General features: G+C 60.5%; 28 protein-coding genes and 3 tRNA genes. 10 read left to right on the top strand and 21 right to left on the bottom strand.

Annotated features, from left to right (window positions below; genetic code table 11):
- Window positions 1–2: 2 nt before the first annotated feature.
- The 4 genes from VUN82_02215 to VUN82_02200 form a co-directional block, all read right to left on the bottom strand.
- Window positions 3–1055, bottom strand: a complete 1053-nt coding sequence (locus tag VUN82_02215; GenBank protein XAS72695.1) for a LacI family DNA-binding transcriptional regulator — start codon at window positions 1053–1055, stop codon at window positions 3–5.
- 125 nt (window positions 1056–1180) lie between these two features.
- Window positions 1181–2146: a carbohydrate ABC transporter permease gene (locus VUN82_02210; GenBank protein ID XAS72694.1), complete on the bottom strand. Its 966-nt coding sequence runs from the start codon at window positions 2144–2146 to the stop codon at window positions 1181–1183.
- Complete coding sequence (locus tag VUN82_02205) at window positions 2143–3108, bottom strand: sugar ABC transporter permease (GenBank protein ID XAS72693.1); 966 nt, start codon at window positions 3106–3108, stop codon at window positions 2143–2145. Before VUN82_02205 ends, VUN82_02210 begins: the two co-directional genes overlap by 4 nt.
- 96 nt (window positions 3109–3204) lie before the next feature.
- The gene (locus tag VUN82_02200) at window positions 3205–4545 is read right to left on the bottom strand and encodes an extracellular solute-binding protein (protein XAS72692.1); all 1341 of its coding nucleotides are present in this window, start codon (window positions 4543–4545) and stop codon (window positions 3205–3207) included.
- A 275-nt stretch (window positions 4546–4820) separates the two neighbouring features.
- On the opposite strand from VUN82_02200, the gene VUN82_02195 reads away from it, so the two are divergent.
- Window positions 4821–5225, top strand: coding sequence for a helix-turn-helix transcriptional regulator (locus tag VUN82_02195; GenBank protein XAS72691.1), 405 nt, complete (start codon window positions 4821–4823; stop codon window positions 5223–5225).
- On the opposite strand, the gene VUN82_02190 is transcribed toward VUN82_02195, so the two are convergent.
- The 8 genes from VUN82_02190 to VUN82_02155 all read right to left on the bottom strand — a co-directional run bounded on the left by VUN82_02190 (window position 5222) and on the right by VUN82_02155 (window position 9544).
- The gene (locus VUN82_02190; protein XAS74582.1) at window positions 5222–5875 is read right to left on the bottom strand and encodes a DNA alkylation repair protein; all 654 of its coding nucleotides are present in this window, start codon (window positions 5873–5875) and stop codon (window positions 5222–5224) included. The two genes, VUN82_02195 and VUN82_02190, sit on opposite strands and share 4 nt — an antisense overlap.
- Window positions 5876–6125: 250 nt before the next feature.
- Window positions 6126–6461 carry a hypothetical protein gene (locus tag VUN82_02185; GenBank protein XAS72690.1) on the bottom strand — a complete coding sequence of 112 codons (336 nt, stop codon included), beginning with the start codon at window positions 6459–6461 and terminating at the stop codon, window positions 6126–6128.
- A gap of 174 nt (window positions 6462–6635) precedes the next feature.
- Window positions 6636–7247, bottom strand: a complete 612-nt coding sequence (locus VUN82_02180) for a hypothetical protein (protein ID XAS72689.1) — start codon at window positions 7245–7247, stop codon at window positions 6636–6638.
- Entirely contained in the window at window positions 7244–7888 is a 645-nt protein-coding gene (locus VUN82_02175; GenBank protein XAS72688.1) for a DUF6286 domain-containing protein, read from the bottom strand. Before VUN82_02175 ends, VUN82_02180 begins: the two co-directional genes overlap by 4 nt.
- Window positions 7885–8265, bottom strand: coding sequence for a hypothetical protein (locus VUN82_02170; GenBank protein XAS72687.1), 381 nt, complete (start codon window positions 8263–8265; stop codon window positions 7885–7887). Before VUN82_02170 ends, VUN82_02175 begins: the two co-directional genes overlap by 4 nt.
- Window positions 8262–8453, bottom strand: a complete 192-nt coding sequence (locus VUN82_02165; protein XAS72686.1) for a hypothetical protein — start codon at window positions 8451–8453, stop codon at window positions 8262–8264. The genes VUN82_02170 and VUN82_02165 overlap by 4 nt, the downstream gene beginning before the upstream one ends.
- Window positions 8450–8887, bottom strand: a complete 438-nt coding sequence (locus VUN82_02160) for an Asp23/Gls24 family envelope stress response protein (GenBank protein XAS72685.1) — start codon at window positions 8885–8887, stop codon at window positions 8450–8452. The genes VUN82_02165 and VUN82_02160 overlap by 4 nt, the downstream gene beginning before the upstream one ends.
- A 90-nt stretch (window positions 8888–8977) precedes the next feature.
- Window positions 8978–9544 (bottom strand): hypothetical protein, encoded by a 567-nt coding sequence (locus tag VUN82_02155; protein XAS72684.1) that lies wholly within the window; start codon window positions 9542–9544, stop codon window positions 8978–8980.
- 176 nt (window positions 9545–9720) lie between these two features.
- On the opposite strand from VUN82_02155, the gene VUN82_02150 reads away from it, so the two are divergent.
- Together VUN82_02150 and VUN82_02145 are read left to right on the top strand one after the other, a co-directional pair.
- On the top strand, window positions 9721–10401 hold the full coding sequence (locus VUN82_02150; GenBank protein XAS72683.1) for a DUF6318 family protein: 681 nt from the start codon (window positions 9721–9723) through the stop codon (window positions 10399–10401).
- Between the two features lie 40 nt (window positions 10402–10441).
- A complete protein-coding gene (locus VUN82_02145; GenBank protein XAS72682.1) occupies window positions 10442–11350 on the top strand; it encodes a hypothetical protein in 909 nt (302 codons plus the stop codon).
- A 55-nt stretch (window positions 11351–11405) separates the two neighbouring features.
- Here VUN82_02145 and VUN82_02140 read toward each other — a convergent pair whose 3' ends face one another.
- Both VUN82_02140 and VUN82_02135 read right to left on the bottom strand, forming a co-directional pair.
- On the bottom strand, window positions 11406–12233 hold the full coding sequence (locus tag VUN82_02140) for a glycerophosphodiester phosphodiesterase (protein ID XAS72681.1): 828 nt from the start codon (window positions 12231–12233) through the stop codon (window positions 11406–11408).
- A 9-nt stretch (window positions 12234–12242) separates the two neighbouring features.
- Window positions 12243–13016: an MgtC/SapB family protein gene (locus VUN82_02135; GenBank protein XAS72680.1), complete on the bottom strand. Its 774-nt coding sequence runs from the start codon at window positions 13014–13016 to the stop codon at window positions 12243–12245.
- A gap of 402 nt (window positions 13017–13418) precedes the next feature.
- Between VUN82_02135 and VUN82_02130 the strand changes: the two genes are divergently transcribed.
- From VUN82_02130 to VUN82_02120, 3 genes are read left to right on the top strand one after another with little or no spacing between them, the layout of a single operon-like run.
- A complete protein-coding gene (locus VUN82_02130) occupies window positions 13419–14381 on the top strand; it encodes a sugar ABC transporter permease (protein ID XAS72679.1) in 963 nt (320 codons plus the stop codon).
- Window positions 14378–15259, top strand: a complete 882-nt coding sequence (locus VUN82_02125) for a carbohydrate ABC transporter permease (protein XAS72678.1) — start codon at window positions 14378–14380, stop codon at window positions 15257–15259. Before VUN82_02130 ends, VUN82_02125 begins: the two co-directional genes overlap by 4 nt.
- Window positions 15260–15315: 56 nt before the next feature.
- Window positions 15316–16683, top strand: a complete 1368-nt coding sequence (locus VUN82_02120; protein XAS72677.1) for an ABC transporter substrate-binding protein — start codon at window positions 15316–15318, stop codon at window positions 16681–16683.
- Window positions 16684–16811: 128 nt separating this feature from the next.
- On the opposite strand, the gene VUN82_02115 is transcribed toward VUN82_02120, so the two are convergent.
- The 3 genes from VUN82_02115 to VUN82_02105 all read right to left on the bottom strand — a co-directional run bounded on the left by VUN82_02115 (window position 16812) and on the right by VUN82_02105 (window position 17167).
- Window positions 16812–16887 (bottom strand) — tRNA-Phe (locus VUN82_02115).
- Window positions 16888–16935: 48 nt separating this feature from the next.
- Window positions 16936–17009 (bottom strand) — tRNA-Asp (locus tag VUN82_02110).
- A gap of 85 nt (window positions 17010–17094) precedes the next feature.
- A tRNA-Glu gene (locus tag VUN82_02105) sits at window positions 17095–17167 on the bottom strand.
- A 263-nt stretch (window positions 17168–17430) separates the two neighbouring features.
- Here VUN82_02105 and VUN82_02100 point away from each other — a divergent pair.
- The gene (locus tag VUN82_02100) at window positions 17431–18429 is read left to right on the top strand and encodes a DMT family transporter (GenBank protein XAS72676.1); all 999 of its coding nucleotides are present in this window, start codon (window positions 17431–17433) and stop codon (window positions 18427–18429) included.
- Between the two features lies 1 nt (window position 18430).
- On the opposite strand, the gene VUN82_02095 is transcribed toward VUN82_02100, so the two are convergent.
- Window positions 18431–19354, bottom strand: a complete 924-nt coding sequence (locus VUN82_02095; protein XAS72675.1) for a carbohydrate kinase — start codon at window positions 19352–19354, stop codon at window positions 18431–18433.
- A gap of 91 nt (window positions 19355–19445) precedes the next feature.
- Between VUN82_02095 and VUN82_02090 the strand changes: the two genes are divergently transcribed.
- Window positions 19446–19898 (top strand): metallopeptidase family protein, encoded by a 453-nt coding sequence (locus VUN82_02090; GenBank protein ID XAS72674.1) that lies wholly within the window; start codon window positions 19446–19448, stop codon window positions 19896–19898.
- A 10-nt stretch (window positions 19899–19908) separates the two neighbouring features.
- Window positions 19909–20829 (top strand): cation diffusion facilitator family transporter, encoded by a 921-nt coding sequence (locus VUN82_02085; protein ID XAS72673.1) that lies wholly within the window; start codon window positions 19909–19911, stop codon window positions 20827–20829.
- Here VUN82_02085 and VUN82_02080 read toward each other — a convergent pair.
- Together VUN82_02080 and VUN82_02075 are read right to left on the bottom strand one after the other, a co-directional pair.
- On the bottom strand, window positions 20826–23495 hold the full coding sequence (locus tag VUN82_02080; protein XAS72672.1) for a PEP/pyruvate-binding domain-containing protein: 2670 nt from the start codon (window positions 23493–23495) through the stop codon (window positions 20826–20828). The two genes, VUN82_02085 and VUN82_02080, sit on opposite strands and share 4 nt — an antisense overlap.
- 122 nt (window positions 23496–23617) lie before the next feature.
- Window positions 23618–24655, bottom strand: coding sequence for a universal stress protein (locus tag VUN82_02075; GenBank protein XAS72671.1), 1038 nt, complete (start codon window positions 24653–24655; stop codon window positions 23618–23620).
- Window positions 24656–25085: 430 nt separating this feature from the next.
- Between VUN82_02075 and VUN82_02070 the strand changes: the two genes are divergently transcribed.
- Window positions 25086–25778, top strand: a complete 693-nt coding sequence (locus VUN82_02070) for an FAD-binding protein (protein ID XAS72670.1) — start codon at window positions 25086–25088, stop codon at window positions 25776–25778.
- Window positions 25779–25865: 87 nt separating this feature from the next.
- On the opposite strand, the gene VUN82_02065 is transcribed toward VUN82_02070, so the two are convergent.
- Complete coding sequence (locus VUN82_02065) at window positions 25866–26636, bottom strand: NlpC/P60 family protein (protein XAS72669.1); 771 nt, start codon at window positions 26634–26636, stop codon at window positions 25866–25868.
- Window position 26637 lies beyond the last annotated feature (1 nt).

The following is a 26637-nucleotide window of genomic DNA, read 5'->3' as shown; positions in this document are numbered from 1 at the left end:
CTTTACCGGCATGGCGGTGCCGTTGTCTCCCGGACAATCAGTTGGTGCGGCGCTACCTCTGAATGCACGGCACCGGCAATGCCATCGAGTTCATCCAATAGCATCTTGGTTCCCAGTTCGGCTTGGTCGTCCGGTCGTTGACCCACGGTTGTGAGACCCAATGCTTCGGAAAAGTCGTGATCGTCGATGCCGATGACTGAGAGGTCCTCCGGCACGCGAACGCCGTGACGCGTGGCTTCGAAGATGACTCCCATGGCCATCTCATCAGAGGAACAGAAAATAGCTGTTGGCTTGCGTCCGGGTTGATTCCAGAGCCGAAGGAATGCCTGCTGCCCGCTGGCAACTGTGAAGTCACCCCATTCGTCCCATTCAGGACGGACTTCCAAGCCGGCGTCGGACATGACTTCCTGGAAGGCGCGGATTCGGACACGGGGAACGTCGAAGTTCAGGTCTGTCTCGTCGTCGCCGTGGAGCAGCGCGATGTCCTTGTGTCCCAAGTCCAGCAGATGCCGCACGGCTGTGGACGCGGCGTCGTAATCGTTAATACCGATGTAGGCGCAATCCTCAACGTGCCCGCCAACCACTACCAGCGGGATGTCGATCTTGTGGAGGTGTTCCAGTTCGTCCTCGCTGAGCGCCATACACAGCACCAGCAGCGCGTCGATCTGTTTGTAGACCATGGTGGAGCTGAAGAGCCGCTCGCGATTGCTGCCATGGCCGCCGAGGTTGAACAGGGAGAGGTTGTACTTGCGCGAGTGCAGTTCCCTGTCCGCGCCTTCTATTGCTTTGGAGAAGAACCAACGGCTGACGAAGGGCGCCAGGACTCCGATAGTGCGCGTGCGCCCAGTGGCCAGTCCCGACGCCGACGACGACGCCACATAGCCCAGCGACGCCGCGACTTCCAGGATCTTTTCACGCGTTGCAGGCGAAACCCGGGGCAGCCCCCTGACAGCCCTGGACACGGTGGCCGTAGACACTCCCGCTGCTGCTGCGACGTCCTCGATGCTGACGCCTGTATGACCACCGCGCTGGGACCTACCCGTTGTTCGTGTCACAGGCCCCCCTCTCCGGCTGCCTTTACTTCGCCGTTTTCTTATCTTTCGGCGAAGAATCAGTCTATTTTGTGCAGGGCTTGGTTACGCAGCGGAGTCATCCGCTGCGTAACCAACGCTGCAATTGTCTAGCCCTTGAGACCGCCGGACAGCAGGCCTCGGACGAAGTACCGCTGCAGGCCGAAGAACACCAGAAGCGGAATGATGATCGAGACGAAGGCCGCAGCCGGGTTCAAGTAGTCCCTGGCACCGCGCGTACCGGAAATCTCGGCCAGACGCTGGGTGATAGGTGCTACGTCGGCCGTTCCACCGGAGAACACCAGCGCAACCAGGAGGTCGTTCCAGACCCACAGGAACTGGAAGATCGCCAGCGAAGCCAGCGCCGGAACGGAAAGCGGCAGGATGATGCGCCAGAAAATAGTGCTGTGTCCCGCACCATCCACCCTTGCCGCCTCGATAACTTCACCAGGGATCTCGGAGATGAAGTTGTGGAGGAGGAAAATACCCAGGGGAAGCCCGAACATCGTGTGCGCGATCCACAGCTGCGCGTACGAACCCGCCGGCAAATGCAGGGTTTGCGTAAAGAGTTGCAGGAGCGGAATCAGCGCCATCTGGAGCGGAATGATCTGCAGGGCGAACACGAAAATGAAGAGTGCGTCGCGCCCCTTGAACTTGCCCCACGCGAACACGTAGGCGGCCATGGATGCCAACACCAGAACAAAGATGGTGACCGGGATGACGATCGCTACCGAGTTGGCGAAGTACTGGGACAGGTTGGCAGATTGCGAGCCTGCCGGGGTAAGGACGTCCGTATAGTTCTTGACTGTGAAGTCCCAGTCCAGGAAGGCATTCCACCAACCGTTTGAGCGGGGGCCCACCTGCTTCGGGGCAGGACGGAACGAGGTAACAAAGAGTCCAAACGTCGGGACAGACCACACGACGGCGATGATGATCGCTGCCGCTGTTGCCCACTTGGAAGTGAGCTTGGTCTTGACCCTGCGCATCATCGGCTGGGCGTCCTCCGCGGGGTCCGATCCAGGACGCTGCCGGGTGGCGGCCTTGGACGCCTCTTTCGGGGCTGGCGTGGCTGTCAATGGATCTCCCTTTGCTTGCGAAGGACTCGAGCGTTGTACACGACGATGGGCAGCACCATGAGGAACAGGATCAGGGCCAAAGCGGCACCTCGTCCTGGCTCGCCGGCGCGAAAGGCTTGCGTGTACATTTCGTTGGCCACAACCGACGTGTCGTAGTTACCGGCCGTCATGGTTCGGACGATGTCGAAGACCTTCAGCGTGGCGATCGTGATAGTAGTCAGGACCACCACCAGCGCCCCACGGATACCCGGGACCGTAACGTTGCGGAACTGCTGCCAGGCGTTGGCCCCATCCAAACGGGCTGCCTCGATGAGTTCCACCGGCACACCCTTGATGGCCGCGGAAAGAATCACCATGGCAAAGCCTGTTTGGATCCACACCATCACGATGATCAGGAAGATGGTGTTTTCCGGGGCGTCCAGGAGGAACTGCTTCGGGTTCATTCCCATGGCGTCGCGGATGAAGTTGATGACACCCGTCTGTTCAATACCGGGGCCGCGGTAGTCATAAACGAGCTTCCAGATGATGCCGGCTCCTACAAAGGAGATGGCCATCGGCATGAAGACCAAGGACTTCAGAACCCGCTCTCCACGGGCCTTATCGATGAAGACGGCGTAGGCCAGCCCAAAGCTGGTCGACAACAGGGGAACCAGGATGGTCCAGATGATGGTGTTCCGCAGCGTGGTCAAAGCCTCAGGCTGCGTGAACATCCAAACAAAGTTATCGAACCCGTTGCCTTGGCCACTGGCATCCGTGAAGGCCAACATTGACGTCCGTACAGCGGGATACACAAGGCCCACCAGCATCAGGATTCCAGCAGGAGCCAGGAATCCGGCCACCGTAACTTTGTCCTTGACCGACTTTGGTGCCCTATCCACCACGAGCATGAGGATGCCGATAATTGCGGCAAAAATCGCCAGGGCGATCACTACTTGAAGGAGTTTTCCTCCGATAAATTCCATACCCAACCTCCGGGGCGTGAGTGAATCACTAAGTTCCGGGAAACACACTGCCTCCCCGGCTGGGCAAACCAGCCAAGGGAGGCAGTGCCTTCGGAGTTAGCCCTTGGGCCAGCTGGACTCGATGCTGTCAGTTACCTGCTGGGCAGAGCTGCCGTTGATCCAAGCAACGATGCCCTTCCAGAACGAGTTGGAACCCACGGCGCTCGGCATCAGGTCCGAACCGTCAAAACGGAAGACGGTCTTGGGATCCTGGAGGAGCTTGATGGACTGCTTATCCAAGGCGGACTGTGCATTGTTCGGGTCAAGGCCCTTGTTTGCACTGATGGCACCGCCGAGCTTCACGCGGTTGTTGGCGAAGTCCGCGCTAGCCATGAATGCCAGGTAAGCCTGGACCTCAGGGGTGTCCTTGTAAGCAGCAACCGACTCGCCACCACCGGTGATGGCTGTGCCCTTGGATGCATCCACCGGAGGAGTCATGAATGCCCAGACGTCGCCGTCCTCGGCCACGTTGGTACCGGCAGGCCAGTTGGCTGCCTGGAAGGATGCCTGGTGGTGCATGGCGCACTGTCCGTCCAGAACGGGCTGACCGGCCTGGGCAAACGCGGTGCTCAGGATCGAGCGGGGGTCACCGAAGCCACCGTTGACGTAATTCGGGTTGAGGAGGATATCGCCAACCTTGTTGAAGGAGTTGACGATCTTGGGGTCATTGAACGGAATCTGGTGCGTGATCCACTTGTCATAGACTTCCGGGCCTTCGGCACGCAGGACAACGTCCTCGATCCAGTCGGTACCAGGCCAACCAGTGGCTTCGCCCGATTCAAATCCGGCACACCATGGCTTCATGGTCTTGTCGTCCGCGATCTTCTTGGTCAGGTCCATCATTTCATCCCACGTCTTGGGGACTGTCCAACCCTTGTCCTTGAAGGTCTTGGGCGAGTACCAGACGTATCCCTTGACGTTTGCAAGCATCGGGGCGGCGTAGAACGTGCCATCCACCGTGCCGTACTTCTTCCAGTCTGGGGACCAGTTCTTGTCCACAAGATCGGACACAGCCTTGGGAGCGGGCTTCAGGTAGCCGGCCTTTGCCTGGGTGGCCAGAAGACCGGGCTGCGGGAAGATCGCGACGTCAGGGGCCGTACCGGACTGGGCCCGGACGCCGATCTGGGTCTCGAACTCCTTGCTGCCCTCGTACTTGACCGTAATGCCGGTGCACTTTTCGAACTGTGCCCAGGATTCCTCGAGGTTTGTCGCTTCGACGTCGACAATAGTGGAGTACACCGAGACGGTCTTGCCGTCGTGCTTGCCGTAGGTGTCGTAGGCGGAACAGTCATTCGACGCCGTGCTTCCGCCGCCGCCGCTGTTTCCGCTACATGCGGACATGGTAAGTGCCAGAACGCCGGCCGCTGCGACCGGGAGCAGGTACTTGGATTTTTTCATGCTGAAGACTCCTCGCTGAGTACAAGAAAATCGTGGCGCGATTTGATGTGGTGGGCCTCACACTAGTCATGATCAAGGTGGGAATGCAAGCGCTTACACCTAACGTAACCACAACGATACAAAGTAACCTTTGCATCGTAACGGAGCGACCAGGCTGGGGCCGGAACCACTCGCCGTCGAAAGGAAGCCCCTGCCGCGCCGCGAGGAAGACATTGGCCGAGCAGGCACGTCATCAGATTTGGTTGCCCAGTGTTGCCTATGCAACAGTGGGAAGTGTGGATGAACTTGAAGCACTCCAGACCATTGGCCGCCTGATCAAAGAAGAGCGCTTGGCCCAGGGGCTGAGCCAGGTGCAGTTGGCCAAGCAGGCTGGAACCGCGATCAAGACTGTCCGGACGCTGGAATCCGGTACGCGGCGCACCCAGGAAATCAATCAGCGCAAGCTTGAGCACGCCCTCGGCTGGCGCGCTGGCTCGGTGGCTGAAGTACTCAAAGGAAAATCCAGTTTCGCTCCGGACCAGATCACGCCGGACGACATGCGCAGCGGCGAGGATTCACGGCAGTCTTCGGGGCCCCGCGTCATGGTACCGGCAGCCCCTATCGCCCGCGCCTCGCATCTTTCAGACGAGGAGCTGCTCGCCGAACTGACCTACAGGATGATGCACCGCAACAGGGGCTAGCTGATTGCTGACAGTTGCTGCCGGCGAACCATCTCGTTGATCCAAACAGGCGCGAACGGAGAGGTGCAATTGGGCGGAGTTGGGTAATCCTTCAGCACCTCCAGTCGCTCTCCAATACTCAAGGCGCGGGCGCGATGCTCGGGGTGTTCGATGCCGATCTGGGCAAGACAGGTGTTCATCGCCCACTGCAGGCGGTCAGGAGCTTCCTTCATCCCGGCCTCAATTGCGTCCAGCAGCCCGATGAGGTCAAGGCCTGCCGGATCCTTCACGACGCGCTCCGATGTCAGCGCCCAACCGGCACTCGCCACCACAGGATCCTTGTCCGCAAACCAGGCGACCCGCAGCTCTTCGGCATGCGGTCTCTTCTTGACCACGTAGTTCACCAGCCAGTCGTGGACTTTGGGTGTGCGGGCCTCGCGCAGCATGGTGTCCAGCTCGTCGGATCGGAACGACTTGGGCCGGCAGATCAGCAGCGCCAGCAGCTTCGCCGCGGTGTCGTCCGTCTCCCAGAGCTCACGTGAAAGCTCTTGCTGTGTCTTCAAACGCTTCGCGATGGCGCGCAACTTACTGAGGTTCACACTGTGATCGTCACCGTGCTTCTCGTTCACCTCGCGCCATCTCGGGTCTTCCAGCGCAGCCAACTCGGCCATCACCTCAGCCAGCGTCGTCCCAGTCGCGGCACTACCAGTCGCAGTTGTACCAGTCGCAGTTGTACCTGTCGCAGTTATCGCGGCCACTGGAGCCTCCCGTCCATCGCGTGTGAAGCTCAGCCTACTCGTCGTGGAGGCGATGGTCCCGCGCGCGCTGGATCCGCCGCTTAACCACAGCGGGATGGCAGCTCATGGAGTGCAAGTCCGCACGTTCCTTGATCTGCCATCCTCGCGCCATGTGGCGTAAAGTCTACTTCCCGCCCTTGAACAGGCCTGCGATCTTGGAGCCGAGACCCTTCACGTTTTCGGTAACATCTCCGGCGAATTCCTTGGACTTCTCCGCAACGTCACCAGCAAGTTCCTTGGCGTTTTCCCCGACGTCACCGGAGAAGAATTCCTTGACGTTTTCCGCTGCATCTCCGGCGAATTCCTTGACGTTTTCTGCTGCCGCGCCCGCGAACTCCTTGACATTTTCCGTGGCCTCGCCAGCAAATTCCTTCGCATTTTCAAGCGCCTCGCCAGCTACATCCTTGGCGTTGCCCGCGGCGCCCGCTGCTGCTTCTGATCCCGTGGTTTCTTCACTCATGGTGCTCTCCTTCGTGACGGTTTGAACGCCGATTGCTTTTGGGGCTTTGTCCCGCAAAGCAATCAATCGCATCAGGGAGTTTTTCCCCCTCTGCTTTCAAACTATGGGCATACGCAGCGGTTAAGCAACGCAAAACACCCTATGCGAAATATTCGGCAAAATTAGCGGGGACAGTCACCGAACCCGTTCAGCTTTTGTAAATTTTGCCCGGGCCCCGGAAGCCATATGGACCAATACGGGGGTCTTCTTGCCAATCACGAGGTCCAAGGCTTCGACCAGGCGCGAGATTTCGGCAGCTAGGAGGTGCGGTGCGACTCCCTGCCGGGGCTGGATGCGCAGCCTCAATCCGGGCTGGCCTTTGACCTCATACGTTGCCACAGACGCTCCCGCGAGGTCCGGCCGATCTGCCAGGGCTGCCCGAAGCGCTTGTTCTGCGACTCCGCCACCGATCTGGACCTCACCCTCCACATGGCTCTCGTCGTCGCTGGCCACCAGAAGGTTGGCCCTGCCTTTACCCTGTTGCGCCAGCCACGCGACCATCGCAATAATAATGGCCACCAAAACCACCCCGGCCACGATCCACAGCCAGCTTTCTTCACGGCCGGGGAACCGGGTTTGCCGGAAAGCGTCCTCCGCACGAGCCCACATGTCCGCGGACCAGCCATGCCACCACGTGGCCACAGCCTGAACGGTGGCCAGCAGCAGAAACAGTAGACCCACGGCCAGGAGTTTTACGCCAACGATGAAGAGAAGGACCCGGTTAAGGGCACGCGGTGTCCCGTTCACGCGCCCACCACCCCCGAGGTAGAGAGGTTCACCCGAACAGTGGGCATGGGAACGGGCGACATTTCATCGAGCTCGGCCTGCACTGCTTTAAGGACGGCTTCTTCACTGACCCTGCTTCCTGAGGTGGGTCGGACGTTGACCACCACTGATTGCCTGGACACAATCACCATGACCTGTTCCGGTGTCACGTTGGCGGCAGTCCGCGCGCGACGCGCAAGTGCCGAGGCCAGCACTTCGTCATCAACCACGACGGCGGTCCGTGGGTCCCTCAGCAAATGCCGGGCTCGCCTGCCGGGTAATACGGCTTGAAGGAGGAAGAACAGCCCGACCATCGCAACGACAGCACCACTTGCGCCGAGCAGAAGGGGTTGGATGCCCGCCGGAAGGGCGATGATACGCTCCGCTGCTGTACTTGGGTCAACAAGCCACGGCGGTTGCCCGATCGCCCGGAGGGCAGATTCCAGAAGTGCGAGAACACAGAGAATTATCACGAGCACTGCAGCGATGGTGGCTGCTCCTGCCCGGGACGAGTGTGTTTCCCTGCGCAGGATACGGCTCATGGCCGGGTCCTCGCCGGCGATGGGGGTGGCTCCGGAGTCGGTGCCAGAAGGTTCAAAGGCTGTTTCCTGGTCCTGCGTCAACGGACACGGCCTCCCTCTGAAACGTGGGCTCCACTGATCCTGATGTCCACCCGGCTTATGCGAAAACCGCTGAGCCGAGTGACACGCTCCAACACTGTTGCCTTTGCCGCCACGGCACGGTCCCAGATGGAGCCGCCGAAGCCTTGGACGCGCTGCGGATTACGCAGCACCTCACTTAAAGCGGGGATGCTGATAGGTGCCACGATGGACAAAGCCAGCAGACCGTCGTCGTCCGACCAATCGGCGCGGATGTCACCGGGTTCCACGCCGAGAGCCTCGGCGGCCGCGGCCTGTGCCAGCGATGTCAAAGCCTGGGTACTGATCCGGTTATGGCCGGCCAGGCTGGTGGTAGGTTCCACAGCCTCAGCCACGCTCATGACGAAGAGCGCCGGCCCGTAATGGCGTCCAGGACGCTGCGGAGATCGAGCTTGCCTTCAGCTGCACGGCCCAGAAGGGCGCCAATGCCCATAAAGAGCAGCGAGATAAGGAAGCCCCACAGCCCGAACTGGAAGGACATGAACGCCACGAAGGCGCCGATCGCGATTCCCACGACGGTCATGCTCATTGCAGTGCCTCCTTTTCGACCACGACGGTTTTGGGCTTGGGAGGCGGGGCCACATAGACATCGTTGATCTCGATGTTGACCTCGATGACCTGGAGCCCGACGAGTTCCTCAACAGCCCGATAAACAGCAGCGCGGACCTGGTTGGCCACGCTATGTAAGGGATGCCCGTAGAGAGCCACAAGGTTGATGTCCACAGCTACTTGGGTCTCCCCCACTTCGGCGCGAACGCCCGCGGCATGGTCCGAACTGCCCACAGCGTCACGGATGGCGCCAAGCGCGCGGGATGGACCTGAGCCCAGGGAGTAGACGCCTGGAACCGCGCGTGCAGCGATGCCGGCTACTTTTGCCACTGCCGCCTCGGAGATGATGGTGCGTCCGGTACCGAGGACCTCGCCCTCAGGCACGGGGTCGATCTGCAAGTTCTGGTCTGACATCGGGCACTCCCCTTCTCTTGAGTACCACCCTAGCGTCTAGCTCCGACGCTTTGTGAGAGGTGCCCGGAGTGAAGGGAACGCGCGCGGCGACTACTTGCAGTTCTTATCCATCCAGTCCTGGATCGGCTTCATAAGTTGCTCGAACTCGGGCTCCCCGTACTTGCGGAAATCCGTGCCGGCCGACTCCGTATAGGCCCTCAGCTTTTCAAAGCTCGGCTTCAGTTCCTCGGGCACTTTGTCCTGCATCCGGGACAGTTCCTCCTTGGCCTTCTTGATATCTTCCGGGTCGCCGCCCACCACGGCCGCCAACGGCAGGATGGTCACGCTCAACATCGCGGCGCTCACGGAGACGCATGCTTCAGACAAGGACGTGAATTCGCCGTAGACGCCGCCCGTGCCTGTAGTCGCGTCCGGGCTTGCACTGATCTCCGCGGTCGGCTCAGTGCTGGATGTTGGGGCGTTGCTGGCGCTTGGGGCATTCGACGACGCTATGGGCGTGGGCTGCGCAACCGGTAGCGGGAAGGAGCAGGCACTGAGCGCCAATGTTGCGCTGAGAAGACAACCGAGCAGCAGCGGGATCGTAATTCGCCGGCCGGCACCTTTCCTGTGATTTCTGCCAAGAAGCCTGGACGTGCTGAAGCGTATGGTTTCGATCATGGTGTCCCCCGTTGGAATGCCTGCGATGACGAACCGGCGAGGGCAAGACTACGCCCGGCTTGCCGCAGTGAACAGAGGTTGAGTTATCCACAGGCAGTTCACTTCGAGAGGGCCCTTGGAGCCCACCCCACCTAGACTGGCCGACACATCATCAAACAGCCGCTGGGGAGCCTGTCATGCCACGCCTTTCGTTCGCCTCTTTTACTGTTCTCACCGTCCGCATTGCGGCTGTCGCGTTCGGGATTTCGCTGCTTCTCAGCGGTTGCCAGGGCGGCAGTTCACCGGGTAGCCCACCTTCAGAAACACGCTCGACGACGGCGTCCCCCACCTTGGGTGCCAGCAGCTCAGGCGCTGCTTCAAGTCCTTCTCCGAGCACCGCTCCATCGGGTGTGTATAAGCCCGCAGATGCGAAGGGCAAAGCGCAGAACGTTCCCGTGCCCGTCATGCCCGAGTTGGCGAAGGAGAACACGAAGGAGGGGCTGGAGGCGTTTATCAGGTATTGGTACGCGCAGCAGAACTACGCGATAGAGACAGGCGACAGCTCAGATTGGAAAGGCCTCACTGCTCGTGATTGTCGGGCGTGTAACCGAATTCAAGAAGGCATCGACGACAGCAATATCAAAGGACGGTGGCTCGCTGGCGGAAAGTTAAACGTGCCCGTCATCGAGCTTCTCTGGACGGAAAAGGCTGATACACAACAGGCAAAAGTGCAAGTAATTCAGCAGCGGGCCACCTACTTCAACGCTGACGGCACTACGGGACGGCCACCCGAAGAGGCCACGAACTCGGCGTTCGGTCTATTTGCATCCTTTGGACCTGCCGGATGGACGGTGACAGATCTTGGCCTTATCGTTTAGTCCGCTTGCTTTTTGCACAACGGCTTCCCACATACTCCTTGTGGTAGGACTTTCCGGGCTCGCCGGTGCACTGCCGGCCGAAGCAGACGCAGACGCCTGGACTGGCGCAAACAACGAGACCGGCACCGTGGACGTTGGCAGCAAGCTGGTGCTTGACAGTGCGAGAGACTCCATCGTTCCGCAACTCACCGGTGGTGCCTCCACGCCAGACGACCCCAATCAGTACATGGCGGACATCCACTGCCGTTCGGGAGGAACAGATACTCCGGACAGGGGATGCCTGGCGATGGAATGCCCTGCTAAAACACCCGGCGGTGAAGAAGGAACACCCGTGATCTGGAGGCAGGCACCAAAATCAATCGCAAACCCGCAGTGGACAGACTACCCGGCAGTCAGCGGACCCACGTGCCTGTACGCCGCCCAACCCGAGAACGTCCTGGCCAACATCGCAGCCCGCATCCTGAACGACTTCCGCCAACTCCCCGTCAACCCCGGAACCCTCGAAGCCCAACCCTTCCCCCACACCCTCAAGGGCGGGCCAACGAACTTCTACACCACCGCCACCGAACAAGCCTTCGACGTCACCATCCTCGGCCAAGCAGTCCACCTGACAGCAACCCCGGCAAGCTTCACCTACAACTTCGGCGACGCCACCACCCTCGGCCCCACCCCGGTAGCCGGCTACGCCATCCCCGAAGCCGACTGGCTCCTCAACGACACCCGCACCAGCCACATCTACACAGCAACAGGGAACTACCCCGCCACCATCACCGCCAGCTTCATCGGAACCTACTCCGTGAACAACGGCCCACCACTGCCCATCAACGGAACCCTGGACCTCACCACACCACCCAAAACCATCCAAGTCTGGAAAACAGAAAAAGCACTCGTCGCCGACACCTGCCAGGAAAACCCCAAATCCTGGGGCTGCCCCGGCGCTAAAAGATAGCCGAGTGGGGGCAGGCACAAACCGTCGCAGGCACAAGCAGGGCAGGTTGCTCTGCCTAGGCCGGGGAACCTGCATGCAGCAATGGCAACGTCATTGGACGCGGTGCGGCAAGAGGCTCACCCAGTCCGCCCAGGACCTGCCGGGCCAGAGCTACATCGTTGACGCAGATCCCATCGACTCCGAGTTCGATGGCCGCGCTGATTTCGTCACTTGTCACCAGGGTCCAAGGGAACACCTTGAGTCCGGCGCCATGAGCTTCGGCGACCAATCCGGCGTCGAGAATTCCAGAGGCGGGCGCAACGGCGGAAGCCCCGGTTGCCAAGGCAGTGATGACAAGTTCTTTAGGGTCGGAAGGATAGAGGCCTACCGACCGGAGGGGGCTCTCCCTGCTCAGAGCCACCAACGGAACTCCCGGCAACATTCCGGACATTGCCCGGATAATTTGGGGATCAAAACTGCGGACGCGCACGGCCTGTTCGGCCTGATGGGCCTTCAGCACTTTGGACAATTCAGTCACTATTTCGTGGCCGTACCAGTCCCAGGCCTCGCCGTCAGTTTTGACCTCAATGTCCAGAACAACATCGGTGGCATTGGCGAAGCGCAACAGGGCAAGGGCCTCCGACAGCGACGGCGCACGTGTTTCAGGATCGACGTCGGTGGTAGTAGCTGGGTGCTTCTCAACCACGGCCTGAAGCATGGTCTCCAACCTGATGTCGGCGGTTCCGATGACGGCATCATGTCTCAATACCAGTTGCATGTCGGACGTGAGCCAAACATCGACTTCTATGGCATCCACGCCCAGGCTAAGTGCCTCGACGAAGCTCGCCAATGTATTCCCATGCCGTGTGGCCAGAACGCCTCGGTGGCCCTGAATCTCGATCATTCGTTCTTCCTATTCCGATTCGTCCACGAGGGAGACTTCAGTAACGGTGGTGAGTTGAGACAGTTGGGCCACGATGTCGGATGCCGCCATGGTGCCTTCGATTTCCAGCTCTATCTCAATGAGGTCAGCGGTGGCAGCCGTTTCTGTGCGTGTCATCAACCGATCCATCACGCCCTTGGGCTCGGCCGAACCCCGCGTCGTTGCGAAGCCCTGAACACGGAATCCTTGCTCAGTGCATGTTCGGAGCACATCCCTCAGCGCTCCCACACCATCCATGTACGTAACTTTCAACAACCACTGGCTCGGCAATCCAAAGCGGAGCTTCGCAGTCATCACGGGATAGACGTAGACGATGACGAAGTGGGCTGCGGTGACGAATACCGCGGGCAGCAAGAGGCCGGCCCCGGCGGACGTCCCAACTGCAGCTGTAACCCAGATGGAGGCTGCCGTGGTCAATCCGCGGACTTGATTACGCCGCACGAACACGAGCCCCGCCCCTATGAAGCCAATGCCGGAGACCACTTGAGCCGCCAGCCGGGAGGGATCCAGCCGAACCAGGTCCACCATCAATACGTCGCTAAAGCCGTATTTGCTCACGACCATAAACAGCGCGGCGCCCAACCCAACCATGGCATGTGTTCTCATGCCCGCAGACTTGTTCTTGCTCTGGCGTTCAAACCCTATGGCCGTGGATAGGACAAGTGCTGCGGCCAAGGCCAGACACATCTGCCACCATTGCGTATCCGCGCTGAAGATCACGTAGTGCTCCGATTCGGTTATCACCCCCTTCTTCCGTCCAACATGGAAGGTCCAGTCCGATACGGATGTTCCATGCAAAGACAGCTCAAGGTAGAAACGACGCGAGCCGGTCCTCTGCTAATTCTTCAGGTCCCAGAACGTTCCAGTCAACGCTCTTGCACATTCGTGCAAACCTCACATCCAGCTTTGTTAGGACGTACTAGCATGGTATTTGAATGCGGCGTTGAAGCCTGTAAGGCCAGATCACACGGCAAAAAGATCCCATTTTCCGCCGCCGCGAATGGGCTCTTGTGATCGGCCATCTTTATGTGTAGGTTGACCATGACCTGAAGTTAGGTTGTCACGTCAAACGTGAAACAAATGCTTTTTTGCAAGTGCTAAGTCGCCCGGACAGCGATGACGAGGGGGTCAACGTGAGGGTTTTCCATGGGCAGATTAGACACAAGTGATGCGCAAACCAGCAGGGCACCGGTCCACAGACCGCCAATAAGCACCCCGAAGAACCGACGGTGGAATCGGAGAACACGCAGGGACGCATGGGTTTTTGCCGCTTTCGCGGCACCCAATGTCCTGCTCATCGTCCTCTTTACCTACCGTCCGCTCGTCACTAACTTCTACTATTCCACCCTGGACTGGACGCTCGGGGCAGCCACCGCAACGTCAGTGGGGCTGGGTAACTATGTGGAATTCTTTACCTCCCCTGACGCTTCAAGCGTGCTGGGCGTAACAGCCATATTTACGATCACCACCGTTGGCGGTGCGATGATCCTGGGCCTGCTGGTGGCGTTGGCTCTTAACCAGAGACTGAAGGGCACAACGTTTGCCCGTGCCGTGGTTTTCGCGCCCTACGTCCTTTCCGGCGTGGGGGTCGGCTTGGTGTGGTTGTTTATTTTCGATCCGACGTATGGCGTCCTTTCCTGGATTCTCCGCACAGTTGGCCAGGCGAGTCCCCAGTGGGTCAACGATCCGAAGCTCGCGCTCCTCATGGTCATCATCGTGTACGTGTGGAAGAACCTCGGCTATTGCGCCGTGGTGTATCTGGCAGGTCTGCAGTCCATTCCGACTCAGCTCTTGGAGGCTACCGCGTTGGATGGCGCCAGTAGCCTGCGGCGCTTCACGTCGGTGGTGCTTCCCCTTCTTTCCCCCACCACCTTCTTCCTCCTGATCACTTCACTGCTGAGCTCCCTGCAGGCGTTCGACATCATCCGCATCATGACTCCATCCGGCAACGGAACCAGCACCCTGATCTTTGACTCCTACCTTCAGGCATTCGGCTCCTACAACCGGGCCGGCTACTCCGCGGCCATCTCCGTTGTGCTGTTCGCGGGATTGCTCGTCATGACAGCTGTGCAGTTGCGCTTCGTGGAGCGAAAGGTTCACTACTCATGAGCACCAACACCGTTGAAGCCACACCACACCGTGACCGTCCGTTCTCCTGGCAAAACCTTGGCAAGACGATTGCCGGGGGCTACGTCCCCCTCCTGCTGGCAACTCTGGTGGTCTTCGTGCCGCTCCTATGGATGATGTTGTCTTCCCTCAAAGCGCCTGGCGAAATCGTGACCACAAACCTGACTCTGCTGCCGAAGACGCCAAACCTTCAGAACTACGCTGACGCAGCATCTACTGTTCCGTTCGCGCGATTCTTCCTCAACAGCGTGATCGTCACAGTCATCGGCTCCACCATCAAGTGCGTACTTGCCGTCTTTACGGCCTACGCACTCGTGTTTGTCCGTTTTCCCTTTAAAAGGGTCATCTTCCTGCTGATTCTGGTTGCGCTGATGGTTCCGCCACAGGTTTCCGTGCTTCCCAATTACGTTTTGATCGCAGGCATGGGAGGGCTCAACACGTATTGGGGAATTATCCTTCCCGGCTTGGGAACGGCGTTTGGCACCTTCCTGCTAAGGCAGCATTTCCTCACACTGCCGCCGGCAATCCTGGAATCCGCGGAAATCGACGGTGCGGGCCACTGGCGCAAGCTCTGGAAGATCGTTGTCCCGGTGTCCGTGCCCAGCATCGCCACCGTTGCCTTGGTGACCATCGTTTCTGAATGGAACGAGTACATCTGGCCGCTGATCGTCACGGACCATCCAGACATGATGACCCTTCCTGTCGGCCTGACCCAGCTGGTCAACAGCGATGGCAGTACCCAGAACTGGGGCATGCTCATGGCCGGCGCGGTGATCGTCCTTCTACCGATCTTGCTCATCTTTGCCGCTCTGCAGCGGTACATCGTCTCCGGGCTCACGCAGGGCTCGGTTACCGGCTAAAACTCCACCTTTCGGGGATGCTCAAGCACCTCGATCACTAGAAAGGCACTTCCCCTATGTCAAAATCACTTTCCAGGAAGCATTTCCTCGGCTTGGCTGGAGCCTCAATCACCGCCGTCGCGATTGCAGCCTGCGGTGGTCCCTCCACCGATACCGGGGGCACAGCAGCAAAGACGCTCTCCCCAGAGGATTGGTCCAAGATCAAACCTGCTCCAAGCATCAGTTTCATGTCCAGCCATCCCGGTAAGTCCCGGGAAACGGAACAGAAGCTGATTGAGGCCTTCCAAGCCGCCAATCCGGATATCAAAGTCAACCTCATCACCGGAGGCTCAAACTATGAGGAAGTTGCGCAAAAGTTCCAGACTTCCCAGGCCGGGAGCGAAGTGCCGGACGTGGTTGTCGCATCAGACGTGTGGTGGTTCCGATACGCCGTCTCGGGTGCCATCCTCCCCATCGATGACCTCCTCAAAGCAGTCAAGGCGAGCTCCTCCGACTACAAGTCCGGTTTGATCGCCGACTACAAACATTCTGATCAGCTGTGGGCGGTCCCTTACGCCCGCTCAACCCCGCTGTTCTATTTCAATAAGGACCACTTCAAGGCTGCCGGAGTTCCCGAGCAGGCGCCAAAAACCTGGGAAGAGTTTGCCGAGTGGGCACCCAGGATTAAGTCGGCAAATGCTTCTGCTGCCGGATATCAGAACGCCTACCAGTACCCGGCGATTGCAGGTTACGCCGGCTGGACCCTTCAAAACGTTCTCTGGGGCCAAGGCGGCGGCTGGTCCAAGGAGTGGGAGATTACGGCAAATTCAAACGAATCTGTGGCCGCGATGCAGTGGGTGCAGGACTCGATTGTGAAGAATGGCTGGGCCGGAGTCTCCTCCAAGAATGCCATTACCGACCTTCAAGCCGGTGCCATCAGCGCCACGATCAGCTCGTCGGCCGACCTCGCCGCCACCCTTAAGGCGGCGAAGGAAGCCAACATGAGGATCGGCGTCGGGTTCTTGCCGGGTGGCTCTGCCGCGGCCTCACAGGTTTGTCCCACGGGCGGTTCCGGCCTGGTAATCGCCAGCAAAACGTCGCCGGAACGGCAGCTTGCAGCGGCCAAGTTCATCACGTTCATGACGAATGCGCAGAGCACGTCTACTTTGTCTGCTGCAACCGGATACCTACCCGTAGCCGAGGCGGCAGATATCTCGGCGATTGTTGCCCAGACACCGGAGTTCCAAACCGTCGTAGACCAGCTCAAAGTGACACGCACGCAGGACTTTGCCCGAACCTTCCTCCCCGGCGGAGACCAAGAGCTGGCCAAGGCAGCCACCAGGATCATGAATGAAAAGGCCGATGTGCAGGCAACGCTGACCGAGTTGAAGGGAACACTGGAAGGCATTTACAACAAGGATGTGAAGCCGAAGCTGAAAGCCTAGCCATGGGGCGAAGCGTAGGCGCACATGGGGGGCCTACGCTTCGCACCCTAACCCCGAACCCCACCCGGGCCACCTGGCGATGCGTTAAAGAAGAAAAGCACCAGTTCCGAAGAACTGATGCTTCCCAGTGGTGGCTCCGACCGGCGTCGATCCGGTGACCTTTCGATTTTCAGTCGAACGCTCTACCAACTGAGCTACAGAGCCTAGGTGACAAGTCACCTTGAGAACCGAAATTACTTCCGGTGCTCAGAGCGACCCTGACGGGACTTGAACCCGCGACCTCCGCCGTGACAGGGCGGCGCGCTAACCAACTGCGCTACAGGGCCTTGCGTTTGCAGTATCTCTACCGCGTTTTTTTCAAGGCTTCTAGCTTACCAGACATTTTTCATCCGATTTACCACTTGCCTTGCGTACCCCCAACGGGATTCGAACCCGTGCCGCCGCCGTGAAAGGGCGGTGTCCTAGGCCGCTAGACGATGGGGGCCTGAACTCAATTCGGATTATGCGAGGAAAAACAACACTTTATGCGTTCTTTTCGGTTCTCACCCGTCCGAACTGGACTCTAAAACTTTAGAGCATAGATGGCGATATTCCCAAATCGAGGTCTGCACGACTCCCCAATAGTGACTACGGGACGTGCTCAAGGACGTCGCCGACCTGGCAATCGAGCAAACATTGGCAGTTTCTTGCCGTGACGCGTCCGAAAACCGCCAGCCCGGCCGGTCTCCCCGGCACTAGATTGGCTCTATGACAACCACCACCCCGGCCGAACCCGGCCAGCCGTCCCCGGGCATGCAACCGCGCAACACCCCCGCGCCCGCAGCTCCCATCAGCAAACTCGGCATCGCCGCCGTTGTCGTCACCGTAGTCCTATGGGCTTCAGCATTCGTCGGCATCCGCGCTGTGGGCCCGAGCTTCTCCCCCGGTTCCTTGACGCTCGGACGGTTGGCGGTTGCCGCCGTCGTTCTTGGAATCGTTGTGCTGCCTACGCTGAAAGTCTGGCCGCGGGGCAAGGAATGGTTGCCCATTGTGGCGTACGGGGTGATGTGGTTCGGCGGTTACAACGTGGCGTTGAACGCTGCGGAGCACATGCTCGACGCCGGTACCAGCGCCATGCTGATCAACGTCTCGCCGATCCTCATCGCAGTTCTCGCCGGAGTGGTCCTCAAGGAAGGCTTCCCGCGGTGGCTTCTGATTGGCAGTGCCGTTGCGTTCGGTGGCGTGGCGATGATCGCCTTGGGTTCCGGACAGCGTTCGACGGCGGATGTCGCCGGGGTGTTGTTGTGCTTGCTTGCCGCCGTGCTCGCCTCTGTCAGCGCGATCCTCCAGAAGCCGGTCCTGCGGAAGTTTGCGGCAGGGCAAGCCACGTGGTTCGGCATTATGGTGGGCGCTGTCTGCTGCCTCCCATGGACAGGACAATTGATTGCGGAAGTCCAGTCAGCGCCGCTGCCGGCCACACTCGGTTTGGTCTATCTGGGCATCTTCCCCACAGCCATCGCCTTCACAACGTGGGCGTACGCACTGTCCTTGATCTCGGCAGGGAAACTGGCCGCTACCACGTACCTGGTCCCCGGCACCACGATCCTCATCTCCTGGGCAGTACTTCAGGAAGTCCCAACCATGTGGGGACTGATCGGCGGCGTGGTGTGCTTGATCGGCGTGGCCCTGACCAGGCGTACGCCTAGGGCTGTTGGGGCGCCAAGGACCGAGCGGGCATCAAGGGTTGCCCGGCGTACAGCAAAGTGAGCTAGCGGGCCATTCCCACCAGAAGTTCACGGTGCGTGGGAGGGTTGGCACCCGGGCGGCCAACAGCGATGGAAGCCGCCATGGAGGCGATGGTTCCGATCCGTTCCAGCACTGTGGGCGCCAAGCCATCGCTGCCCCGCAACAGCAGCCCCATAATGAGTGCTGCGGTAAAGGAATCACCGGCGCCGATGGTGTCTGCCACGGTAGCGGGGACGGCCGGGACATTGATGTGAATGTCCCGGGTTGCCATGAGCGCCCCCTTGACCCCTTGAGTCACCACAGCAAGGCCTGTGCCCATAGCCAGGAGGTGATTCGCAGTTTCCTCCAACGACTTGCCGGGGTACAGCCAGCGGGCGTCGGAGCCGCTCATTTTCACGACGTCGGTCAGCGGCACTATCTCTTCGAACAATGAGACTGCCTCACTGTGACTTCCGAGGAGGTCGGGGCGGATATTGGGGTCGTAGGTAACCATGCATCCGCCCTGCGCCTGCTCCAGTAAGCTCCTGACAACACTTGCGCCGGGCTCCAGGAAGGTCGCGATGGAGCCGGTGTGCAGGATCCTCGGCGCATAGGGCAGAGCAAGTGGAGCCAGCGCCCAGTCAATGTCAAAGGTGTAATCGGCCGAACCGTCGGCAGTTATCCGAGCGGTCGCCGTCGCGGTCTTGCCTGCTGACATGGATCCGGGCAGCAGGACCACACCTGCGCGCTGCAGATGCGCGGCGATGGCATCGCCCCGCTCGTCCCTGCCAATGGCAGTCAGTAGGCCCGTTTTCACGTCCAACAGGCCCAAGCCGTAAGCGACGTTGGCCGGCGATCCGCCCGGATACTCCTTCTGCCCGTCCGAAGACTGGACGATGTCGATCAATGCCTCACCCACAACGACGACGTCGAGGGGCTCAGTGGCGAGGGAAGCGGTGCCGGTCATGCGGTTCCTGTGTCTGTCGAAGGAGGATTGAGTTTCAGTATCTCCCATCACGCACGGCGCCAATGATGTCTGGGCGGACTAGAGTCGGATCATGCCCGCGAATCTCCCTCCCGGCCTGCCCATCATTCCCGACGGCGATCTCCCGTCCTCGCCGCTGCGTTTTCCGCCGGGCGCCCCCTTCGAAATGTCGCCGGAGGAGTTCGAAGAAGCTGTGAGCGACGCTTTGCAGCTGATCCCACCCAAAGCTGCAAGTGCCATGGACAACGTGGCAATCTTCATTGAGGACGACTACACCCCGCGCCCAGATGAAGAACCGGACACCGTATTACTTGGTTTGTACGAGGGCGTGCCATTGACCGAACGTGACTCGTGGTGGGAAGCGGGCTCATTGCCGGATCGGATCACAATTTTCCGCCAACCCATCCTGGACATCTGCGCCACCCGCGAGGAAGTCATCGATGAAGTGGCCATCACGGTGATCCACGAGATCGCCCACCACTTCGGAATTGACGACGACCGCCTGCATGAGCTCGGGTGGGGCTAGCCTTGTAAGCATGGGGCATGATCACAACCACTCCCACGGAGTAACGGCAACCGGCAAGCATCGCAATCGGCTTATTGCAGTCCTGGCCATCACCTTAGGTGTGGTGGGCATCCAAGTCGTTGGCGCCCTCGTCTCCGGATCGCTGGCGCTGCTGGCCGATGCAGGCCACATGCTCTCCGACGCGGCAGGCGTATTCATCGCTTTGATGGCGGCCTGGATCGCTACCCGCCCGGCGAGCGATCAACGGACCTACGGATATCAACGGGCCGAAGTCCTGGCGGCCTTGGCCAACGCCCTTGTACTCATCGTCATCGCAGTCGTCATCATGATCGAGGCCATCCGCCGCTTTGGGGAGTCGCCCGAAATCCATACGGACGTCATGCTGTGGGCGGCAATCCTGGGCGCCGTAGCCAACCTCATTTCCCTGATGATCCTGCAGGGGGCCCAAAAGGAGAGCCTCAACGTCCGCGGGGCCTATCTTGAGGTCCTTGGCGATCTTCTCGGCTCGATCGCCGTTATTGTGGCGGCCATCGTCATCATGACGACGGGCTTCACTGCCGCTGACCCCATTGCCTCGGTGCTCATCGCCCTTATGATCATCCCCCGCGCCTGGCACCTGCTCCGCGATGTTGTGGACGTGCTTCTGGAAGCCACTCCCAAGGGTGTGGACGTGAACATGATCCGCGAGCACATCCTTGCCGTGGACGGCGTCGTGGAGGCCCACGACATCCATATCTGGACCATCACTTCCGGGGTGCCCGTGTTCTCCGCCCACGTTGTGGTGGAAGACGAGGTCCTTAACGCCAGCGGGGCAGACAGCATCCTGGACCAGCTTGGATCCTGCCTGGGGCGCCATTTCGAAACCGAGCACTGCACCTTCCAGCTGGAGCCCGTGAGCCACTCCGAGCACGAGTCACACCAGCACGCCTAGCTTGGCGCGTCACCTGGGGTGGTAGTAACCGTTCCTGCTGCTCCATCCACGGTGATGATCTGGCCTGAGCTGATCCGCAGGGTTGCGTCGGGCACGCCGACGACGGCCGGTATGCCGTATTCGCGGGCCACCACGGCGCCATGGGAGTTGGGACCGCCCATTTCCATGACCAAACCACCAGCCGTAAGGAACAGGGGTGTCCAGCCGGGGTCGGTGGAGGGCGCTACGAGGATTTCCCCTGGTTCCAGATGGGCGCCAACGGGGTCCAGGATGACCCGCGCAGGGGCTGTGATGATGCCTGCCGACGCCGGGCTGCCGGAAAGAGTGCCCGGGGCACCTGCGGTTCCGCCAGCCGTAGCGGTGGCTTCGGGTTCTGTTCCGTCTGAGAGCAATACCCGCGGAATGTGCCGACGCCGCAGTTCCTGCGCATAGTCCGCGCGGCGATCTTCCACGAGTTGGTGGAGCTTGTTGCCTGCCAGGGCAGTCTCTACTTCGTTGAGGTCCAGGAAGAAAATATCCTCGGCGCGTTCAATCCGCCCTGCCTCTGCCAGTTCTGCTCCGACCAGGAACAGCTGTTCCCTTGCCGAAGCCAAGCCGAGGACGAGGTTGTATTTGGGGAGTTCCCTCATGCCGGCAAACCGGCGTGTGCGGTCCAAGGCTGTTCGCACCAGCTTGGCGTGGAGCGGACTCTTGGCCCTTGCCCGCGCAACCAACCTGGCAACCTGTTCATCTGCCTCCCGAACAGCTTTTCTGAACTGCTGGTCGGGTGCTTCCGCAGTGTGCTCGAGCCGCAGATAGTTGACCACGACGCCGAGTATGTGGGTGGGGTCGTCCGACCATCGGGGCATGCCGAGGTCGATCTCTGCCACTGCTCTATGCCCATAGGTGCGCAGGAAAGCTTCAAGCCCGGCTTGGGCAACTGCTGGAAGTTTCTTGTCCTTGAACTGCCGAACGAGTTCCTCAAGTGTGGGATAACTCAGGAAGGCCAGGGCCTCCGGGTCATCCCTGATTTCCTTTGCAAGCTGCCACAGTGCAAGGTCCATCTCCGTAGTGACATTGTTGGGCAGCCCACGAATCACTGTTTGCAGCTGGTCCAAGGGGGCTTGCTTACCCAGCATTTTCCGGACGAGTCCCAGCATCGCAAAGCCCAGAACGGGAAGGGGCAGGACTTGGGGAACCGTTGCGAATACTTCCTCCCCCAGGATTCTCTGTACGTGGGCGATTCGCTGATGGGCGGTGATGCTCTCCGGCACTTGAAGGGCCTGATGGAGTTCTGCCTCCAGCTGCTCTTGGCGCTTCATTGCGGCATCGGGACGGAAAAGAGCCCGGATCGCCGACTCTGGAACACGGTATTTAGCCGCAACGGGCGCAACGTGCCGGATGAGTCTTAAAGGAGTTTTAATGGTGAGGGCGAACCGCGGGTCATCGAAAAGGCCACGAATCACCGCCGCAGAACGGGCCTCCATGATGTCAAAGATGCGCGGCACAATGGCCCGGCCCACCTTGCTGCGAAGCACGGATGTGAAGTCGAAGAAGATCCTCTGCCCGGCCTCATAGTAGGGCGATGGTCCTGAGCGTGGATCTGGGACATCGAAGGCAGCCCTGCGGGCAACACTGGAGGCTATCAGGCGGATACCCGCCAGACCCATGGGCGTCAGAGGCCTGGTGAGGCCTTGGGCGAGACTGAAGTTCAGGAACGCGTGCTCACCGGGAGTCGCCGGCACTCGCGAGGTCAACGGATAGAGGGTAGTAATGGGTCTTGCCTGTGTGAGCCACAGTTTTCCGGAGGAATCGATCGCCCATTCTGTATCCTGCGGGGCTCCATAGTGGGCCTCGACGCGCCTGCCCAAATCGGCCAGCGCCCGGATCTGGTCATCGCTCAGGCACGGCTGCACGGAGTGGTTTTCAAGTGCTTCAGCACCACCCGCTCGCTCAATTCGTTCAGTGCCACCGCCAGCCAGCGATCGGATCTCTACCTGTCGGTCGCCGAGGGTCCGTTTCAGGATGGAGTTGCTCTGCATATCAGCTACGTACTGATCGGGATTAACGGCGCCTGACACCACGGCTTCGCCCAAACCGGGGCTGGCATCGATCACAGCTTCACGGCGCCGCCCCGTGACAGGGTTGGCCGTGAACATCACCCCGGCCGTCGCGGAATCCACCATTTCCTGGACAACGACCGCCAACGTCACCGTGGAATGATCTATCCCGTTGGTTGTCCGATAGCTCACGGCCCGGTCCGTCCAGAGCGATGCCCAACAGCGGCTTACGGCATCCAGGACTGCGTCTGCTCCGACCACGTTCAGGAAAGTGTCCTGCTGTCCGGCAAAACTGGCGAAGGGAAGGTCCTCAGCCGTGGCTGAGGACCTCACTGCGACGGGGGCAGCGTCTCCCAACTTCCGATACGCCGCCCGTACCGCCTCTGCGACGTCGGTGGGAACTCCGGCGTCGAGCACCAAGGACCTGGCCCGGGCGGCCAGCCTGTTCAGTTCGTCAAGGTCAGAAGCTTCGGCGTCCTGCAGAAGCGCAAAGATGTCCTCCATGCCAATCGCTGAAAGGGCGTACCGGTAGGCGGACGTTGTCAGGCAAAAGCCTGGCGGCACCGGCAGGCGGGCGGCACTCAACTCGCCGAGGTTGGCGGCCTTGCCACCTACCTCGGGGAGCATGTCCGCCCGGATGTCCGCAATGTCCCGAATGAAGACGGGGCCAGTTAAATCCGCGCCCGCACTGTTTTCCTGCTTATGCTTCCCAGGCTCCCGGTTATCCATGGACGGTGCGCGCCAGCGGCCTAAGCCGCACCGAGCATGGGTCCGAATTTGGGCCGGTCTGCCAGCCGTGGGTCCTCCCGGTCCGGAACCACGAGGACCGGTCCCTTGGCGTGATGCAGGACGCCGTCGGAAGTGGAACCAAGGAGCATGCCTGCAAAACCACCACGGCCCCGTGTACCCAGGACAACCAGCTCCACGCCCCGGCTGGCCTCAACCAGGACGTCAACAGGTGAGCCGTCCCTCAGGTCGGTTTCCACAGTCAACTGCGGGAAATGGCTGCGGAGCCAGGCGACGCCTGCATCCAGCTGGACTTTGATGTCCGCGAACAGGGCATCGCGGTCCAAAGGTGCGGGCACCCAGGCCAAGGAGCCGCTGTATTGCGGCACGGCACAAATGACGCGGAGCTTGGCCCCCATCCGCTGGGCTTGTTCGGCTGCCTCAAGAACAGCGACGCGCGCCTGCTCTGAACCGTCCACACCGACGGCGACGACGTTTTCCACCGTGCGTGGCCCGGCCTTGGCGTGCTCAGCCTTAATGTGCTTGTCCTCGGTGTTCTCGCCCAAACGGTCCGCACAGTAGAGCGGGACCGTTACGGTGGGGCATTTTGCGTGAGCCGGCAAGGCGCTGCTGACCGAGCCCAGGAGACGCCCAACGAAGCCGCCACGGCCACGGCTGCCGAACACCAGGAGCGCGGCGTTTGCAGACAAGTCCAGGAGGACCCCTGCGGCATCGCCGTTCTCCACTGAAGCATCGACGTCGAGGTTGTACTTCGAGACCTTATCCATGGCCTGCTTGACGATTGCTTCCGCGCCCTCGCGGATCACGGAATCGTCCACAGTGGCGTATCCGCCGTCGAGGCCGGATGCCGCGAAGATGGGCACCGAATAAGCCGTGACTATATGCAGGGGAAGTTGGCGCCGTTCCGCCTCACGCGCGGCCCAAACAAGGGCGCATTGACCATGCTCGGATCCGTCCACTCCGACGACGATTCCACCAGGCGCCACTGCCTGCTCCTCGCCGTCCCGTGGTTCTTCAACGTGTCTGCCGTGCTGGTCCATTGGGGCCCGCCTCTCCACCTACTGCTTGATGTTCCGGCCATTCTGCCAGAGGTTCTCCGTACCGGTGTTCCCTTGCTGGCGTACAACCAATAGCCGGGGCCGAAGAAACCCGCTGGGCTTCTCCTTCCAATGCCCACTATTCTCGGTTGGCAATGCCGAATCAAGGCGACTACGGGCTATGTGGATAACGGTCCGGGCTCGGTTTTCGGCACGCTCACCGCCCTCCAGGTTGCGCTGCGGATGAACATCCAAAACACGCTGCCGCCGAGGCTATCCATGGCAGAAAAAGTTCGGTAGTGTTCGAGTCACCGAATGGCCGGCAAAAGTGTCCCAGGACACAACCCGGCCATTTATTTGCGGCCGCTTGGGGAACACGGACGCGATCCCACGCGCTGCCGAAAGGCACACACGTCAAGGAGGAACCCAAGCAGTGTCACTCACTCCTGATTCCGTCACGGAACGGACTACCACCGTGGTGATCGGTACCGGCCTGTCCGGCTTGGCTGTTGCCAGCGAGCTCAGCCGCTATGGCGTAGGTTCCATCGTGCTGGATGGCTTTGGTACTTTATCCACCACCGGACCATCGGTCCATACGGGAATGCTCCAGCGCTGCGACGCAGCGGACCCCGCGGCAATGCAGGAACGCAACGAGATCCTGCGCCATCTGCGCAACTACGCCGCAAGCCATCACCTGGATGTCCGCACCACCACACGCGCTGTTCGTCTGGACTTCCTGGGCGGCGACTCGTCCCAGCAGCTTGGATATGGACTCGCAGCAAGCCTGAACACGGCCAGCCAGAGGGCTGGGCTGAGCGTTTACGGCCCGCTTGAATCCACCCCACGGCAATGGGCCGTGCATACAGCCACTGGAGTTCTTCTGGCCGACCACATCGTGGTGACGCGCTGCGCCCAGAGCCAACTGCGCCGAATGCTTACGGACTTGGGAATCGCCATAGGCCAGAACCTCGCAGCAGCCATGCGTGCCGTGGGAATGCACTTGGTAGGCGTGGGGGAACTCATTACACCCACGCCCAAGGAAGTACTCCGGCAAGCCAAGGCAGTAGGGCAAGCAATCTCATCCAAGGTGGCCCTACCAGCTTCGCCGGGCATCGCCCTGGCTTAGAAACGAACAAAAGTTAACTCAGAAGGCCGGTGCCTCCGAAGACGTTAGTCCTCGAAGGCACCGGCCTTCTGAGTTGGAGCGTAAAGCTTAGGCGCCGGCGCGTACGTACGTGATGGGGCCGGTTGCGGTGAGCCAGCTGATCGGGTGGATGCCCGTCTGGTTGCCGTTGATGCCACCACTGATGGCCTGGCCGTTGCCGATGTAGATGGCTACGTGGCCGGACTGGACGATCATGTCACCCGGCTGGGGGTCGCTGACAACCTTGCCGTAGTTCAGGAACTGCATGGGTGCGAGGTCGCCAACCGGGATGCCTGCAGAGCCGAGGGCCCTTTCGACCATGGCCGTGCAGTCCTGCATGATGCCGATCTGGGCGTAAGCCGAGGCAACCATAGCGGCGTTGACGCCACCAACAGCCGGAGCTGCTGCAGCAGGCGCGGCTGCCACCGGAGCGGTAGCCGTAGTGGTTGCGGCGGCCTTGACCGTGGCCGCTGCTGGGGCCTGCTTGGCAACCGGAGCCGGAGCAACGGGTGCCGGCTTTTCAATAACGGGAGCCGCAACGGAAGCAACCGCAGGGCGCTCGAAGTTGATCGTGGCCGTGGAGGCGGCCGTAACAACCTTGGTGGGACCCTCAGTGACGGTCTCGGCGACCGTAGCAGGGCTGGAGTCGCGCTGAACAGGGGTCTCTGCTGCGTGGGCAGCAATGGAGCCTGTCAGGACGAGGCCTGAAGCTGCTGCGATGACAGCGGCTTGGCGACCTGCGCCGGATGCGTTGCTGGCAACAGCCTTGGAGATGGAAATGAACGGATTAGGACGTACGCTGTCCGCCTTACGACGGCCGCGAAGAATGCGTGAAGACATG

The organism is Micrococcaceae bacterium Sec5.1 (assembly GCA_039636795.1).
Classification (GTDB): Bacteria; Actinomycetota; Actinomycetes; order Actinomycetales; family Micrococcaceae; genus Arthrobacter.
This window is presented reverse-complemented; position numbering and strand designations above follow the sequence as displayed.

What these genes read in the sequence shown, in the direction of transcription:
- VUN82_02085 (XAS72673.1), top strand. Translation starts at nt 19,909, where the DNA reads ATGGGGCATGATCACAACCACTCCCACGGAGTAACGGCAACCGGCAAG.
- VUN82_02200 (XAS72692.1), bottom strand. Translation starts at nt 4,545, where the DNA reads ATGAAAAAATCCAAGTACCTGCTCCCGGTCGCAGCGGCCGGCGTTCTG.
- VUN82_02185 (XAS72690.1), bottom strand. Translation starts at nt 6,461, where the DNA reads ATGAGTGAAGAAACCACGGGATCAGAAGCAGCAGCGGGCGCCGCGGGC.
- VUN82_02090 (XAS72674.1), top strand. Translation starts at nt 19,446, where the DNA reads ATGCCCGCGAATCTCCCTCCCGGCCTGCCCATCATTCCCGACGGCGAT.
- VUN82_02075 (XAS72671.1), bottom strand. Translation starts at nt 24,655, where the DNA reads ATGGACCAGCACGGCAGACACGTTGAAGAACCACGGGACGGCGAGGAG.
- VUN82_02205 (XAS72693.1), bottom strand. Translation starts at nt 3,108, where the DNA reads ATGGAATTTATCGGAGGAAAACTCCTTCAAGTAGTGATCGCCCTGGCG.
- VUN82_02080 (XAS72672.1), bottom strand. Translation starts at nt 23,495, where the DNA reads ATGCTCCCCGAGGTAGGTGGCAAGGCCGCCAACCTCGGCGAGTTGAGT.
- VUN82_02130 (XAS72679.1), top strand. Translation starts at nt 13,419, where the DNA reads ATGGGCAGATTAGACACAAGTGATGCGCAAACCAGCAGGGCACCGGTC.
- VUN82_02170 (XAS72687.1), bottom strand. Translation starts at nt 8,265, where the DNA reads ATGAGCGTGGCTGAGGCTGTGGAACCTACCACCAGCCTGGCCGGCCAT.
- VUN82_02095 (XAS72675.1), bottom strand. Translation starts at nt 19,354, where the DNA reads ATGACCGGCACCGCTTCCCTCGCCACTGAGCCCCTCGACGTCGTCGTT.
- VUN82_02190 (XAS74582.1), bottom strand. Translation starts at nt 5,875, where the DNA reads ATGGCCGAGTTGGCTGCGCTGGAAGACCCGAGATGGCGCGAGGTGAAC.
- VUN82_02125 (XAS72678.1), top strand. Translation starts at nt 14,378, where the DNA reads ATGAGCACCAACACCGTTGAAGCCACACCACACCGTGACCGTCCGTTC.
- VUN82_02100 (XAS72676.1), top strand. Translation starts at nt 17,431, where the DNA reads ATGACAACCACCACCCCGGCCGAACCCGGCCAGCCGTCCCCGGGCATG.
- VUN82_02165 (XAS72686.1), bottom strand. Translation starts at nt 8,453, where the DNA reads ATGAGCATGACCGTCGTGGGAATCGCGATCGGCGCCTTCGTGGCGTTC.
- VUN82_02160 (XAS72685.1), bottom strand. Translation starts at nt 8,887, where the DNA reads ATGTCAGACCAGAACTTGCAGATCGACCCCGTGCCTGAGGGCGAGGTC.
- VUN82_02065 (XAS72669.1), bottom strand. Translation starts at nt 26,636, where the DNA reads ATGTCTTCACGCATTCTTCGCGGCCGTCGTAAGGCGGACAGCGTACGT.
- VUN82_02155 (XAS72684.1), bottom strand. Translation starts at nt 9,544, where the DNA reads ATGATCGAAACCATACGCTTCAGCACGTCCAGGCTTCTTGGCAGAAAT.
- VUN82_02140 (XAS72681.1), bottom strand. Translation starts at nt 12,233, where the DNA reads ATGATCGAGATTCAGGGCCACCGAGGCGTTCTGGCCACACGGCATGGG.
- VUN82_02120 (XAS72677.1), top strand. Translation starts at nt 15,316, where the DNA reads ATGTCAAAATCACTTTCCAGGAAGCATTTCCTCGGCTTGGCTGGAGCC.
- VUN82_02150 (XAS72683.1), top strand. Translation starts at nt 9,721, where the DNA reads ATGCCACGCCTTTCGTTCGCCTCTTTTACTGTTCTCACCGTCCGCATT.